Annotated in this window: 15 protein-coding genes; 10 read left to right on the forward strand and 5 right to left on the reverse strand. The window is 69.5% G+C overall.

All coding sequences use genetic code 11. The features are described from left to right. Positions 1 to 32: 32 nt before the first annotated feature. Together ACFV57_RS35020 and ACFV57_RS35025 are read left to right on the forward strand one after the other, a co-directional pair. Positions 33 to 863, forward strand: a complete 831-nt coding sequence (locus ACFV57_RS35020) for a DUF6551 family protein (protein WP_385240635.1) — start codon at positions 33 to 35, stop codon at positions 861 to 863. A 341-nt stretch (positions 864 to 1,204) separates the two neighbouring features. Next, complete coding sequence (locus ACFV57_RS35025; protein ID WP_385240638.1) at positions 1,205 to 2,317, forward strand: SLATT domain-containing protein; 1,113 nt, start codon at positions 1,205 to 1,207, stop codon at positions 2,315 to 2,317. A gap of 327 nt (positions 2,318 to 2,644) precedes the next feature. Here ACFV57_RS35025 and ACFV57_RS35030 read toward each other — a convergent pair whose 3' ends face one another. Together ACFV57_RS35030 and ACFV57_RS35035 are read right to left on the reverse strand one after the other, a co-directional pair. Next, entirely contained in the window at positions 2,645 to 3,715 is a 1,071-nt protein-coding gene (locus tag ACFV57_RS35030; protein WP_385240640.1) for an IS481 family transposase, read from the reverse strand. 368 nt (positions 3,716 to 4,083) lie between these two features. Further along, positions 4,084 to 4,428 (reverse strand): hypothetical protein, encoded by a 345-nt coding sequence (locus ACFV57_RS35035; protein WP_385240643.1) that lies wholly within the window; start codon positions 4,426 to 4,428, stop codon positions 4,084 to 4,086. Positions 4,429 to 4,613: 185 nt separating this feature from the next. On the opposite strand from ACFV57_RS35035, the gene tap reads away from it, so the two are divergent. From tap to ACFV57_RS35050, 3 genes are all read left to right on the forward strand, one after another. Further along, positions 4,614 to 6,860, forward strand: a complete 2,247-nt coding sequence (gene tap, locus ACFV57_RS35040; protein ID WP_385240646.1) for a telomere-associated protein Tap — start codon at positions 4,614 to 4,616, stop codon at positions 6,858 to 6,860. Between the two features lie 6 nt (positions 6,861 to 6,866). Continuing rightward, positions 6,867 to 7,424: a telomere-protecting terminal protein Tpg gene (tpg, locus tag ACFV57_RS35045; protein WP_385240649.1), complete on the forward strand. Its 558-nt coding sequence runs from the start codon at positions 6,867 to 6,869 to the stop codon at positions 7,422 to 7,424. Positions 7,425 to 7,583: 159 nt separating this feature from the next. Next, a complete protein-coding gene (locus tag ACFV57_RS35050; RefSeq protein WP_385240652.1) occupies positions 7,584 to 8,309 on the forward strand; it encodes a GNAT family N-acetyltransferase in 726 nt (241 codons plus the stop codon). A 118-nt stretch (positions 8,310 to 8,427) separates the two neighbouring features. On the opposite strand, the gene ACFV57_RS35055 is transcribed toward ACFV57_RS35050, so the two are convergent. Next, positions 8,428 to 9,027 (reverse strand): hypothetical protein, encoded by a 600-nt coding sequence (locus ACFV57_RS35055; protein WP_385240654.1) that lies wholly within the window; start codon positions 9,025 to 9,027, stop codon positions 8,428 to 8,430. Between the two features lie 208 nt (positions 9,028 to 9,235). After that, positions 9,236 to 9,712 carry a hypothetical protein gene (locus tag ACFV57_RS35060; RefSeq protein ID WP_385240657.1) on the reverse strand — a complete coding sequence of 159 codons (477 nt, stop codon included), beginning with the start codon at positions 9,710 to 9,712 and terminating at the stop codon, positions 9,236 to 9,238. A 160-nt stretch (positions 9,713 to 9,872) separates the two neighbouring features. On the opposite strand from ACFV57_RS35060, the gene tpg (ACFV57_RS35065) reads away from it, so the two are divergent. The 3 genes from tpg (ACFV57_RS35065) to ACFV57_RS35075 all read left to right on the forward strand — a co-directional run bounded on the left by tpg (ACFV57_RS35065) (position 9,873) and on the right by ACFV57_RS35075 (position 11,612). After that, complete coding sequence (gene tpg, locus ACFV57_RS35065) at positions 9,873 to 10,466, forward strand: telomere-protecting terminal protein Tpg (protein WP_385240660.1); 594 nt, start codon at positions 9,873 to 9,875, stop codon at positions 10,464 to 10,466. A gap of 226 nt (positions 10,467 to 10,692) precedes the next feature. Beyond that, a complete protein-coding gene (locus ACFV57_RS35070) occupies positions 10,693 to 11,343 on the forward strand; it encodes a hypothetical protein (RefSeq protein ID WP_385240663.1) in 651 nt (216 codons plus the stop codon). Further along, entirely contained in the window at positions 11,340 to 11,612 is a 273-nt protein-coding gene (locus tag ACFV57_RS35075; protein ID WP_385240666.1) for a hypothetical protein, read from the forward strand. The genes ACFV57_RS35070 and ACFV57_RS35075 overlap by 4 nt, the downstream gene beginning before the upstream one ends. 265 nt (positions 11,613 to 11,877) lie before the next feature. Here the strand turns inward: ACFV57_RS35075 and ACFV57_RS35080 are convergent, their stop codons facing one another. Further along, complete coding sequence (locus ACFV57_RS35080) at positions 11,878 to 12,345, reverse strand: hypothetical protein (RefSeq protein WP_385240668.1); 468 nt, start codon at positions 12,343 to 12,345, stop codon at positions 11,878 to 11,880. A gap of 721 nt (positions 12,346 to 13,066) precedes the next feature. On the opposite strand from ACFV57_RS35080, the gene ACFV57_RS35085 reads away from it, so the two are divergent. Together ACFV57_RS35085 and ACFV57_RS35090 are read left to right on the forward strand one after the other, a co-directional pair. Continuing rightward, positions 13,067 to 13,297 carry a hypothetical protein gene (locus tag ACFV57_RS35085; RefSeq protein WP_385240671.1) on the forward strand — a complete coding sequence of 77 codons (231 nt, stop codon included), beginning with the start codon at positions 13,067 to 13,069 and terminating at the stop codon, positions 13,295 to 13,297. Continuing rightward, positions 13,287 to 13,544: a hypothetical protein gene (locus ACFV57_RS35090; protein ID WP_385240673.1), complete on the forward strand. Its 258-nt coding sequence runs from the start codon at positions 13,287 to 13,289 to the stop codon at positions 13,542 to 13,544. Before ACFV57_RS35085 ends, ACFV57_RS35090 begins: the two co-directional genes overlap by 11 nt. The last annotated feature ends 44 nt before the right edge of the window (positions 13,545 to 13,588 follow it).

Raw genomic sequence — 13,588 nt, forward strand, 5'->3', positions numbered from 1 at the left:
CAGTCGGCTCTGCCCGCAGGGGGGATACCCGCGTGCCCAAGCCCCGCAAGTACTACGAAGCCATACCTGTCGGCCGCATGAAGGTCGATCCCAAGATGAACGCCCAGAGGCAGTTCCAACCGAAGTGGGCAAACAAGCTGTTCAAGATCTGGGACCGCGAGGTGCTGCTCCCGGCGCTCGTCTCGCGACGTGCGGACGGCGACTACGTCCTCGATGGTCAGCACTCCAACGATGTCGCTCGGCGCAAAGAGGGGCCAGAGTTCCCGCGGGACTGCATGGTCTACGAGGGGCTGACCATGCAGCAGGAGGCCAAGCTGTTCCTCGCGGCCAACCGGGATCGTCGCGCGGTGAAGCCGTACGAGAACTTCAAGGTGGCGGTGACCGCCGGGGAGATCGAGGCCGTAAAGATCGACGCTGATGTGCTCAGTTGCGGTCTCCACGTGTCGAGCGGTACCTCGAAGGATGGCATCGCGGCCATCCAGGCACTCAAGGTCATCAACGGGATGCGTGAGCCGCAGGATGGCCTGCTTCCCAGGACGCTGACGACGGTCCTCAACTCCTGGGGCCGTGAACCGACGACGTGGGACGGGATGATGCTTCGTGCCGTTGCCCTGGTCATCCACAAGAACTGGGACACCATCGATCTGGACTCCCTCTCGCTGACCCTCAAGCAGGCGTCGGTCAGGGAGTGGAAGGACGCCGCGATGAACGACACGATCAGCGGCGGAGGCTCGCAGTCCCGCTCGATTCCCCTTGCCAACAACATCGCGTACGAGTACACCGTCCAGTTCGGGGAGCAGTACGGCGCCGCCTTCGGCATCCCGAAGCGCAAGAACCTGAAAAAAGTGAGTAACACGGTGTAGCGGGCGGGTCGGTCCAGCATGCCTCCGCGCCGGTGTCGGCGGGGGCATGCGGTTGCCGAACTGCGCGGGCCGGCTGGAACGGCTGGCGAGGAGGCCGGACGGCGGTTGAGGGAGCCGGCCGGGCCTTTGTGGCCGTGTCACTGCCACGTCGCGGGGGGGGGGAGAGCGACGGTACGGGCGTCCAGGATGACTGCACGAAGCCTGCCCCGAAGAGATCCCGCCGGTTACGTGGCTGGATCCGGCGTTCAAGCCTCTCCAACGTCGAACTATAACTACCCTCTGCGTTCATCGCTTTGTCAGGTCACGACAGGCAGCGTGGACATGGAGCAACGGGGAGAGCCTTGGGCGACGCCTATCCGATTCTCATTGCCGTCGGCGTGGGCTCATTGGTCATGCTTGCTGGCGTCGCCGGTGGAGCCTTCCTTGTCATCTCGGTGGTGAGGAACACTCACCTTATCCAGCGCGGAGGAGATGCCGGCTTCCCGCCGGGCAACGCAGTTGCGGAAGCGGAAAATATACGCAGGCAAACTCCTCCGCCTCTCCCGCTCCGAAGATTTACACCTCAAGAGAGAGAAATGGCGGAAATGCCGATGAGGGCTGCACGGCAGGATACAACCAGCAGGGTCGAACGCCTCATTGAACACAAAAAAAATATCGCCGAGCTTCGGGTAGCATTACGGATCAGAAGAGCCCAAACGCTAACCCGCTGGATTTCTGGAATTCTAGCTACCGTCCTGTTCTTTTCTTTCATTGTCGCGAACGTGGCCGTCGGTTGGTCCGCTATGGCCCTGGCAAACAAGATTGCTATTCCCGTCTTCGCGCTCAGTGCCGGAACGTTCTGGGCAGTGCGCACGATGGAAGAAAGGGCGAAGAAGCGAGAGCGAGCTAATGGACGTGAGGGGCCAGGGCGCGCCCTCTATGCGAAGGCGGCACGCGACCTGAAGATTGAACTCGAGGCGGCAGAAGAGCTGCGCCTGCTGGATGCTGCCCAGCTCGGACTTCCGGTAGAAGATCGCCAGTACTCTTACAAAGACTCTATTCCGTCAGAACTCGACAGCCTCCGTAAAGATGGAAGAAAATACAGGAGGAGGCACAATTTGGCTCAAACCGTGATCATTATTGGCTCGCTTGGGGGAACTTCCGTCACCGCTCTCGCCGACACTCCAGCGCCTCTCAAGTACTGGGCCATGGGAATCACCTTCGCTGTAGGTGCAGCAGCAGGCTTCACGGGGTACTACAAGTGGCGGGAGCGGGCGTTTTATCTCCAGCAAACGGCGGACGACATGGAGCGTCACGCCACGGCTTTCGAGTTGGGTATTTACCCCTACGAGGACCCTGATGAGTCGATCAGGTTGGCCAAACTCGCCAAGGAGATCGAACTCCTGAGGGTCGAGCAGCGTAAGCGCGAACAGCAGCTTGACCAGCCGCACGAAGGAAGCGCAGAAGTTGTCTAGGCCCTCATCCTCCTTAGCGGGATTCACCATCAGTCGTTGGCTGCTCGCCCCGTCACAACCTGGCGAGCGCTCCGCCTCACCAGAAAGCAGCCAGACGTAGATCCACAGGCAGCCTGGATGACGTGCGCCTCGCCGCCCACCCAGAGGAAAAAGCCCTTGCCCGGGCGCACTGGCTGAAGATCAGAACGGATCGGGACGCCGCCGACCGCCGGACGAAATGATCCAGGAGTGCGGCTATACCCGGTTCAAAGGACCGTCGACCCGGCACACTGGGGGCAACGACAGGAGGTGCCGTGATGAGCGACCTGTGGTGTCTCAGGACGTTGGTTACACGAGGTCCTCGAACGCAAGTTGCTGCGGGATCGTGGTGAGCGGCTCCGGCGGCTGGTCGAAGGTGACGCGGTAGTCGCTACCGGAGGTCCGGCTGATCGGCGGTCGCCCTCCGAGTGCGGCGTGTGGACGCTCGTGGTTGTAGTAGTTCAGGAAGTCCGCGAGCGCCGCCCGTCGTTCACGTTCGGAGGTGTAGTCGCGCACGTAGGCCCATTCACGGGCGAGCGTGCCGTTATAGCGTTCGACCTTCCCGTTCGTCCGGGGCGTGTAGGGCCGCGTCCGCTTGTGCTTCGTACCGGTCGCGGCCACGGCGTCCCTCCAGGCGTGGGAGCGGTAGCAGGAGCCGTTGTCCGTCAGGACGCGGTGGATCACTGTGATGTCGTGGGCAGCGAAGAAGGCCACGGCACGGTGCCAGAAGGCGACCGCAGTCACGGCCTGCTCGTCTTCCAGGGCCTCGGTATAGGCCAGCCGAGAGTGGTCGTCCAGCGCGGAGTGCAGGTACGTGTAGCCGACCTTCCCCGTGCCGGGCCCGGCACGCTTGGAGGCGCGGGCCGCCTCGGTACCGACGCCGTGCATCCGCCAGCCGCCACCCTCGGGGATGCGTCCGAGTTTCTTGACGTCGACGTGGACCAGGTCGCCGACGCGCTCGTGCTCGTAGCGGATGACCTCGCGCAGCTGCTCGCCGGTCGGCGGGTCGAGGTCGCGGAGCCGGTTGAGTCCTCGCCTCACCAGGATGCGGTGCACGGTGGCCGGCGCAACAGTGACGCCGTGCAGTCGCTGTAGGTCCGCGGCGAGGCGCGCGGGCCCGTGCTTGGTCTGCCGCCGTAGCGCCTCCACCAGGTCCGCGAGGGGCTCGCTCGTGCGGGCCGGGCTGGTGGCCGGGCGGGAGGAGTGGTCGAGGAGACCGTTCTCGCCGTGCGCCTGCCAGCGGGCGTACCACTTGGCCAAGCAGCGGCGGGAGATCCCGGCTTCCGCCGCGACGTGCGCGATCGGACGTCCTCCGTCCACGCGCTCGCATAATCGGCGGCGCCCTTCCGGCGTCAGCGGGGCGTTGGGGTGCCCGGCCATGTCTCCCCGCACTGGCTGGACTTGCCGGGCCCGGCTACGGGTGTTTCGCGGCCGCCGTCGTGTTGAGGCATACGTCCCCCATGTCACCGTCAACTCGCTGGTGACCGTCCATGGTGAACGGTGCCACTGACAACGATCCGTCAGCGCAGGTCAGCAGACTCCGGCCCGGCTCCGTCGAGCACGGCCAGGATGTACGCCAGCATCTCCTGCCAGCCCTTGAGCGGCTTGCTGCGGGCCCGGGTGCTGAGCAGCATGACCGAGTTGGCGGCGTAGCCCGGAACCAGGACGCCGAGCAGCTCACGGCAGCGGCGGCGACACCAGACGGCACCCTTCTGCCTGACCGGGCAGGCTGCTGCACGGAGCCGGCGTCAAGACGGCCAGGACAGCGCTATCAGCAGGACAGCGCTGGTCACGAGACCGAGCGTGGTCATGGCCGACCGACGGGTGCGGCCCGGTCCGGCACCGACCGCGACCAGCGCGACGGTGACCACAGAGACCAGGAGCCACGCGGCAAGCCACATTGTCAGAGCCGGGGATGCGCCCACAGCCCTGGCTGTCCAGGTGGCTGCGCGGCCCAGCACCAGGCAGGTTGCCCCGGTCAGCAGTGCCCAGACGACGCGGGCGGTCCGTTTCGCGCTGGGGTCGGTGCCGTCGAAGTCGCGGTGCAGACGGGACCAGAGCCCGAACCAGCGGCGGTGCAGCCAGGAAGTCACCAGGCCAGTGTGCCGACCTTCATCTCGACAGGGGCGCTGTTTTCCGAACCGCCAGGCAGCCGCCTGTCCGTCGATACGGGCCCATGCCGTCCTGGTACCCGCCCAACGGATGTTGCACGGCTTCTTCGTCGGCGTGCTGCCCTCCCACCACTGAGCGATCCAAGCGCGATTAGGAGCGCGATTGAATGCGCGTTCCGCTATGCTGTCTACTGGAGGTGACCTCTGTGTCCACTGAAAACGCGCTGTTCAGCGCCGTCGATGCGCTGCTGGAGCAAGTCGCACAGAATGATCTGCCGGCCCCTGCGGAGCGCAAGCGTCTGCGCGAGGCCGCCGGTCTGAGCCAGGCGCAGATCGCCGCCGCGCTGAACGCCCGCCGGGAGGCGGTGGGCAACTGGGAAACCGGCAAGACCGAGCCGCGGCCGCCGAAGCGTGCCGCGTACGCCCGGCTGCTGGAGGGCCTCGCCGCCCGTTTCCCCGCCCCGGCCACTGGCACAACCACCACTGCCTCCGCGCCCGCGGCCCCGGAGACGTTCACCGGCCCGGCCCCGGAACCGCCCCCCGCGCCCGCCCCGGCAGCCGGTGTGCCGCCGGTCCCGGACGCTGCGATCGACCGGGCGCTCGACGAAAAACCAGCCGCGTCGTCCCGGCGCCCGGGGGCGAAGAAGGCGGCGAAGAATCCGGCCGCCCCGGCCGCGGACCCGCGGTTCGAGAACGGCCCGCTGGCCGTGGTCGACGCCGACTCCGACGGCCAGGTCTTCGCGTACTGCGTCGGCGGCCTGGTCCTGGAGGTGCCCGCCAAGTCGCTGCCGTCGCTGGTCGAGTGGACGCTGGCCGAGGCCCGGCTCGGACAGGCCCGTCTGCACCGCAACGGCCGCGACGCCGACCCGGTTCTCGTGCTGACCGCGGCCGCGCTGGAGCGCTACGGCCTGCCCGCCGCCCTGTCGCAGGAAGAGCAGCGCGCCGGACGGCTCCCGGACGGCCACAAGGTGGTCAAGCAGCTCACCAAGGCCAAGTGGCAGCTCACCCAGCGCGGCTTCGGACCGTGGGCGCGGATCTACCGCCCGGCCGAGGGCTCGAAGCGCAACTGCGTCCAGCTGTGCATCCCGGCCTGGAACGCCCTGGACGTGCGCGAGTGGGACCGCAAGGACGACCCTCTCCTGCCGACCCTGCACCCGGCCGACCTCGCCCGCTACCTCGGTACGTACGCGCAGCGGGTGATGACGCCGCGCGGCACCACCGCCGTCACCGGCCTGGAGCTGATGGTCGCGCTGCGCCCGCCGACCCGCGCGGAGAAGGACCCGGCGACCGGCGAGTTCAAGCGGGCCTTCAACGACGACGCGCTCACCCAGCTCTACGACATGGTCGAGTGCGAGGTCCCGGATGAGCACCCCATCCTCAAGGGCAAGTTCGCCCGGCACCACCTGCGCACTCCGGCGGAGATGCTGATGGAGGAGCCCTACGACTGGTGCCGGCCGCTGACCGACGAGGAGTGCATGCACCGGTACCTGGTCGCCGTCGACATCAACATGTCGTTCGCCGCGGCCGCCAACGGACTCACCGTCGGGCTGAACGGACCGACCCGCCTGACCGGCAACCCGACGTTCGACCCGGCGCTGCCCGGCTCCTGGCTGGTCGACCTGAGCCACGTCGACCTGTCCCGCGCTCAGGTCAACGGCCGCACCCTCGACGGCGACCGGCTGCCCTCTCCGTTCACACCGAAGGGCGACCGCCCCACCGGCCCGGCCTGGTACGCCACCCCCACCGTCGCCTACGCGGTGGAGCTCGGCTTCGACGTCGCCCCGATCGAGGCATACGTGCGTACCCAGACCGGCCGCTACCTGGACCCCTGGTACAAGCGGCTGCGCGACGCGTACGTGCAGACGATGGCCGACCTCGGCGTCACCACCGACCTCGGCGAGAGCGAGTTCCTCGAGGCGATGGCGCGGCGCAAGCAGGCCGACCCGACGATGGCACTGCTGGAAACCGCGATCAAAGCGACCGCGAAGGGCGGCATCGGCAAGCTGCGCCAGCGCAGCCGGGGCCAGGTGCCCTACTACGAGCCGTGGCCGGCGCTCTCCCGGGAGACCTGGCGCCCGGACATCCGGGCCGCCGTGCTGGCCAGCCAGCGCATCGGCATCCACCGCAAGCTGATGAAGACCGCGGCGGCGGCCGGCCTGTACCCGGTGGCGATCGGCACCGACGCCATCGTCTACCCCTCACCCGGCCCGTCCCCGCTGGACGTCCTGCCGCACACGGCCGAGGGCAAGCCGGCGCCGGGCACGTTCCGGCTCGGCGTCTCCCCGGGGATGGTCAAGCACCAGGGCACCCAGACGGTTCTGTGGGCCGAGCAGCAGTTCGAGGAGGCGGGCGGCATCTTCAACATCGCCAACCTGATCAAGGGCACCGAACCGACGACCGGCGAAGGGGAGTAGCAGGCCATGGTGGACACGCTCGGGGACAGCCTGGACCGCGCTTTGGAAGGGGCGTTCACCCGTCCCGCCCCCAAGAGTGCCCAGGCGCAGATGAAGTACCTGGTCAAGCAGCTCAAGGGCACCAAGGCCGCCGCGCAGGCACTCGGGATCTCCCAGCGCACGGTGGAGCGATACGTCGCCGGCAAGCTCAAGCGGCCCCGCCAGGAGCTGCGCGGCCGCCTGGAGCGCGAGGTCAAGAAGCGCTGGCAGCCCCAGGTGCGGGCCAAGGCCCGCAAGAAGGCCGCTTCCACCGGCGGCCTGGTCGTCAGCACGCGCGCGAGGTTCGGGTTCACCGCCGCGCCCGGCACCACCGACGACGCCCGCACCCGCGACATCACCCAGGCCCTGCCGCCGCGCTGGGCGGACCGCCTGTTCACCGCCCGCGAGCAGGGAGCCAGCGAGCAGCAGATGCAGCGCATCGCCGCCGAAGGGCTGGCCGAGATGTACTTCCGCGCCAACAACACCCGCGCGAACGGCCTGGGGGTGGAGTTCACCGACGTCGAGCGCATCGACATCGAGCTGTAGGCCAGGCGCCCGCCCGAGCACCTCGTCCCCGGCTGTAGTCGGGTAGCCGGAGACCATTGCTGATCTCCGGCTACCCGACCACACCGGCATTGCAAGCTGCCAGGGACGAGGCAGCAGGCGCGACGTGCCGATCCGCTGACGGACGGGTAGGCCTCGGGAATGGCGAAGAAGAAGAGGAAGAAGGCGCGCCCGTCCTCTGGGCTCTCGCGCGTGACGGCCCAGAAGCTGGTGGAGGGCTTACCCGGACCGGGCGGCACACGGATCAGGTACGCGGTGCCGGAGGAAGCAGCCGTGGTCACCGATCTGCTCAAGACCGCCAGTGAAGATCTGGAGACCGGGCATCTCGAAGCGCTCGCCGAAGGACGCTGCGGGACATGGCTGCGGGACGCACTCGGCAGCGCCCAGCTGACCGAACGACTTGTCCGGGCTGCCGCCGCCGGCGAACTGCAGGCGGCCGCAGCCGCATTGTCGCTGCCGCTGGTCGCCCAGGACCGGGACGGGCAGCTCGCGGGGGCACTGCTCAGCGTTCCCTCCGGCGCGATCGCCGGGATGGCCAGCCGGCTGCCGGGGAGCATGCCCTACGACCTGATCTCGATGCTCAAGTACGCGAAGATCAAGGCGCTCGCGGTGCGCGAGGACGCCCGCGGACGAGGTACCGCAACGGCACTGTTGAAGCGCTGCGTGCAGATCCACTGGCAGTTGGACTACCTGTTGCTGTTCGGAGAATTCGAGACGCGACGCGGCCTCGGACCGTATTACGAGCGGCGAGGCTTCACCGTGCTGGCCCCGGGGGGAATGCTCGATATCGGTACGGTGCTGGCCGGCACCCCGATGCGTCTGGGAGCACAGCCAGGCGAGACGCTCTTCTACCGGTGGCGGCGGTAGACCAGGCCCGGCTGCCGCCGCTGCGCAGACTCCACCAACGCGTGCAAGCGATCTCCAACCCCTCGACTACTGCTCGGCCAAAGGCCCTGGACCATCGGCCAGGGCCCGTACGTCACGATCAGCTCGTCCGCGCTGTACGGCGACGTGCCCACCACGACAGCCGCGGGGCGGTGGCCGCGTTGACAGCCCGGCCGAACTCCTCCAGGGCGGCCTCCAGGCGCGCGGTGTCCTCCACGTCGGCCAGAGCGTTCAGCAGCTGTTCGGTGGCGGTGACGACGGCCGGGTTGGAGCAGCGCAGGAGCGGGCCGGCGGCGGTGGCGGCCCGGGTGAGCGGCTCCCGCACGGCGGCCGCGCTCTGCTTGCTGGCCACCCGCTCCCGGCTCAGCAGCTCGGCCGCGCGTCCGAAGCCCACCTGGACGCTCTGTGCGTCCGTTCCGCCTGCGCCCCGGGCCCGGGCGGTGCCGCCGGCGCAGGCCATCAGGGCCAGCAGGAACGTCTTGGCGCGCTCGGCCGGCCCTTCCCACAGCAGCCGGTTGGCGGCGGCCGCGGCCTGCAGTTCCACTACGGCCACCGTCATCGCGTCCGCCCGCACCCGAAGGGCACCGATCTCGGCCTGCTGCTCCTGGCGGTTACGGGCACGGCTGGTCAGCCACGACGCCAGAACGGCGATGACCGCTCCGGAGGCGAGCGTGCTGGCCAGATCGATCAGTTTGTCCATCCCCGCAGACTGGCCGTGCGCCCGGCCCCATCGTCCGCTCGTTGCGCACCTGACACACAACGCGGACGCTCCTGTTGCCGCCTGCGCAGACGGCTGCGGGACGAGGAAGAGTTCGGCCATCGCGAGCTGCGAATCGGACAGCTCTTTCCATCAGCGGCGTGTCCCTGAAGCGGCACCCTGGGCAATCGGGACCGGGCCGGACACCGGGCTACGGCGAGTCCGTCTCACCCGGGGCGGCCGCACGGCGGGAGCGCTGGCGGATGACGTCGGGCAGCTGGCGGGAGGAGGCGGCCGGGATGAAGAACAGCCCGATCATCCCGAGTCCGGTGATCGCCGCACTCAGCAGGCCGACGCCCACCGTCGGCTTGTCCGCGGCCAGCAGCGCGCAGAGCAGCGACGTCACCGCGACGAACACCAGCGTCGCGAGGATCCACGGCTCGCGCAGCGCCGACCGGGTCCGTGTGATCACGCTCAGCCACCACGTCCACCCGGCCGCCACACAGAACAGCACTGCGGCCGGCGGCAGCAGCACCGGCGGCGCCCAGCGGGTGAAGTCACCTTCTTCCAGGCGCTGCCCGGCCCGGTAGCCGACATCGACCAGCCACGTCAGGTACACCGGCACCTCGACCGCGATCAGCACCCACATCAAGACCCGCAGGCTCCGTAACGCGCCCCGCTCGCTCACCCCTTGCCCCTCCCCCTTCGGTCACCAAGTCCAGAGGAACGTAGCGGTCGTCCGTCGCCGCCCACCAGGGCGCCGTCGCCCACAGGAGTGAGGGCCAGCCGCAGCAGCGCCCTGTCGACGGCGGCCTCTGTCCACAGGTCTGCTCCGCTGGAGTGCTCGTATGACTGACGAGGAGAAGGCGCAGCAGGTGGCCCGGACACACGCCAAGATCATGGATGGTCTCGCCCGTGCGGAGCGCGCCCTGTTCACCCGGCCCGCGCCGAAATCAGCGCGAGCCCAGATGAAATTCCTCCACAAGCGGGAGAGGGGCTCCACCAAGTCCCTGGCCGAGCGCCTGGGCGTCTCCCGCAAGACGGTGCAGCGCTACCTCTCGGGGGCCTCCGCCAAGCCGAACAAGCGGCTCCAGGAGACCCTGATCCACGAGACCGAATCTGAGTGGCAACCGCAGGTCAGAGCGCAGGCGAGGCAGCGCGCGGTGTCTTCGGGCGGGCTGGTCATCACCTTCCGGGCCACCCTCGGCTTCACCGCGAACGGGTCCTCGGACGACGCCCGGCCACGGGACCTCAGCATCGCCGTATCCCCCTCCCACGCGGCCCTCATCCTGGCGGCGCAGGAGGAGAGTGCGACGGATGCCGATCTCCACGAGGCGGTCGCGGAGGCCATCGCGGACGCCTATTTCCGGCAAGGCGGTGGCGGTCGCGCGCGCCTGAAGGTGAATTTTACGGACGTGGAGTGGCTCACCATCGAGTTTTAGCAGCACGGAATTCACGGCTGCGGTAAACCTGTCTGTGACCGCCGCGCCCGTGCACGGCCGGCCCTGATTTCCGTCCCTTTCCTGTGACGATTGAGAGGCTCGTGTGAGCACCCCCGCGCCCCGCTCCCGCCGTTCCCGCGTTCCCGCGCCCGGCGCGGCCGCGCTCCGTCAGCCGGCCGACCGGGCGAAGGCGGGCCGCAGCTCGGTCCGCCGGCGCGCCACTGGCATGACCGCTGCCGAGGCCGCGGCCGCGCTCGAGGACGCCCGGCTGCAGCAGCACATCGACCGCGACCGCGAGGACCTGGCCGACGACGAGCGCGGGCCGGCCGAAGTCGCCGAGTGGGAGCGCATCGCGCATCTGCTCGCCTCCACCGGCGGGACGTACGACCCGAAGGCCGACGCCGTCGTCCAGGACGAGCTCGCCACCGACCGGCGAGTCGCGGAAGCCGAGCAGCAGCGCCTCCAGCAGCAGCGGCAGCTCGCCGTCCGCGCCGACGAACTCGCCGCGTTCGCCCGAGCCGGCCGACTTGACCGGACCGTGGTGAGCCAGCCTGGGGACGAGGCCGCCCGCGACTTCCTGGTTCACCGAGGCGACTACCATCCGGTGGTCGACGGCTGGCTGGCGCAGGCCCTCGCCGGCCACTACGCCGACCCGGCCGCGCGTACGGCGGCCGTCGGCTCGCTGCCCGCGCCGGTGCGGGCCCACGCCGCCCTGCTCACCGCGCTCGCCCGCACCGGCGCCCCGGCCGCCGACGGCGAGCTGAAGTTCGCCGGCCGTCTCGCCCGGGCCGACCCGGAAGCCACCGACGCGCTCGCCGCCTGGCTCAACAACGCCCTCGCCATGCCCGCGGGCCCGGTCACGGGCGGCACAGCGTGAGCGCGCCGGACGAGGCGGTGGCGGCCACCTGGAGCGAGCACAGCGCCACCGGTCACCACTACGAGGACCTGCTCGCCGACGGCCGGGTCATCTCCTGGACCGAGCCGCCGTTCGGCGAGACGCTCGACCCCGGCGAGGACGACCCCGACTACAACCCCATCTGCCGCTGCCCCGGGCCCTGGCCGCGCTCCTTCTGTCTGCAGTGCGCCGGCTGCACCGCCTGCAGTCAGTGCGACTGCCACAGCCCGCTCATTCGGCTCGTGCCGTGACCGGTCACGCTGCGCATTCCCCCAGTCCCCCAGCACCCTGCGAGGCAGGCTGGGGGACTGGGGGAACGAATGAACCGTTTGCCCGAAATGCCCGTGGGGTTGACCTCGCAGATCCCCAGGCAAAGGCGTTTCTGGGGGCAACCTGTCAGCCTGCGAGGTGAACGTCCGACCGATGACGGTGAGTCACGCTCGATGGTCACCACGAAGTTGGAGCAGCGGCCTGATCCGCCCGGTCCGGCCTCTGAGCGGAACAGGGGCCGGGCGGTCACGTGATCGTGTAGGGCCGGGGGTGTCCCATCCGCTCGTAGTGCGCGGTCTCTGCATCGAGCTGGTCCAGGGCGCGGCTGCGGCCGAGCGCTTCCAGCAGCATGACCACGGTGCAGATCGCGATGGCGTGAATCTGGTCCAGGGGCGGCAGGCGCGCTACCGCGCGGGTGAGCCCCGCCTCCTTCGCGGCGACCCGGCGTACGGCCGTCGTCATCGCGAGTTCGGTCTCCACCGGCGCCAGGGCCGCCACCGCGTCGATCTCGCGCACCGCCATGGACGGCTCCCCCAGCCTGTCGAAGAGCTCGTCGTGTTCGAGGACCAGCCAGACCAGGACCCGCTCCAGCCGTCCGGTGTCCAAGCCCGCGAGGCAGCCCGCGACCCGGGCGCGGTCCTGCGTGAGGTAGGCCCGTGTCAGGTCGGATGCCCGCCACACCGCATCGACCATCCACGGGTCGTCGTCTGCCATGTCCTTTTTCTAGCGGCCCCGCAGACCCGGCGGCCGATATTCCTTCTGATTCACCCGGACCGGCGCCGCCGCGTGGTAGGCCGCGTCGCTGCACCGCCCTGTCACGCCCGTTGTCACGCCGCCGCCCGGCCGCGTGACAACGGGCGCCCAAATGCCCGGTATGGCAGTGTCTCTCGGCGGTTTTGGGCCCTGGCCCCCGTCCTGAGCGGATTCCGCGTGACAGCGTGACAGCGTGACACCCGCGCGGTGCCCCGTGCCCATTGCTCGGCCGCCGCGCCGTCGGCTGACCCGTGCCAGCGGGCGTTGATCGCGTGCCACCGAGGGCTGGCGGAACGCCTTTTGTGCCACGAAAGGGCGATCGCCCAGGTCGGAACGCTGCACGGCAGCGCGTACGCCTCAGCGCCCGACTCCCACCTGGAGTGCTACGCCTTGGCCCTGCACGGACGGTCGGCGGCACTACTCAGTTTCGGACCACCCGTCGACCTCGTGACCTGCGCGGCCATCCATAGCTGTCACAGAGCGCCGTCGATCATCCCTAGCTGACAATCGATCGCTGTTGACTGGCGCGGGTCATCGGCGGACCCACCATGCGGTGCGGACCCGGAAACCCGGGCCCAGCCAGGTCTGGGCCCGGGGCCGGGTTTCGTCCGTACCGTCCCGGAGCGCCCCGCCCCGGCGCTACCGTGAGGACACACGCCAGCAACCCGTCCAGGAGCCCCGGATGAGCCAGCAGCCGGCCCCCGCGCCCGACCGTCAGCCCCTCGATGAGAACGCCGCCGCGTCCGTCCGCGCCTACGCGGCCGACCAGCGGGCCCGGGTCGATGCCCTCGCCTCGGTGCTGGAGGACATCGCGGAGAACGGCTACCCGGCCGCGGAGTCCGGTGTGCTGTGGGAGGAAGCCCGCGACGCCCACTTGGAGCGCCTCGCCGGCAAGCAGCCCCGTGTCGCCTGAGCACGGGCCGCGCCGGTCCCAGGTCGTCCTGGTGGAGCCCGCGCTGAGCCAGCTGGCGAAGCTGACGGCGGCCGAGACGCACCGGTTGGACCGCGCGATCGTCGCGATCAGTGTCAACCCCGAGCTGGGCACGCCGGTGCCCGACACCCTGCTGCGGGACTACGTGGACGACGTCGACGGGGTCCGGGTGATCTACTACGTGACCGCCCTTCGGCAGATCACGATCGTGTCGTACGTCGAAGCCTGAGCCGCACCAAGCAGCAGCGCCCCGGACCCGATCGGGTCCGGGGC

This window comes from Streptomyces sp. NPDC059788 (assembly GCF_042732265.1).
In the GTDB taxonomy this organism is placed as follows: Bacteria; Actinomycetota; Actinomycetes; order Streptomycetales; family Streptomycetaceae; genus Streptomyces.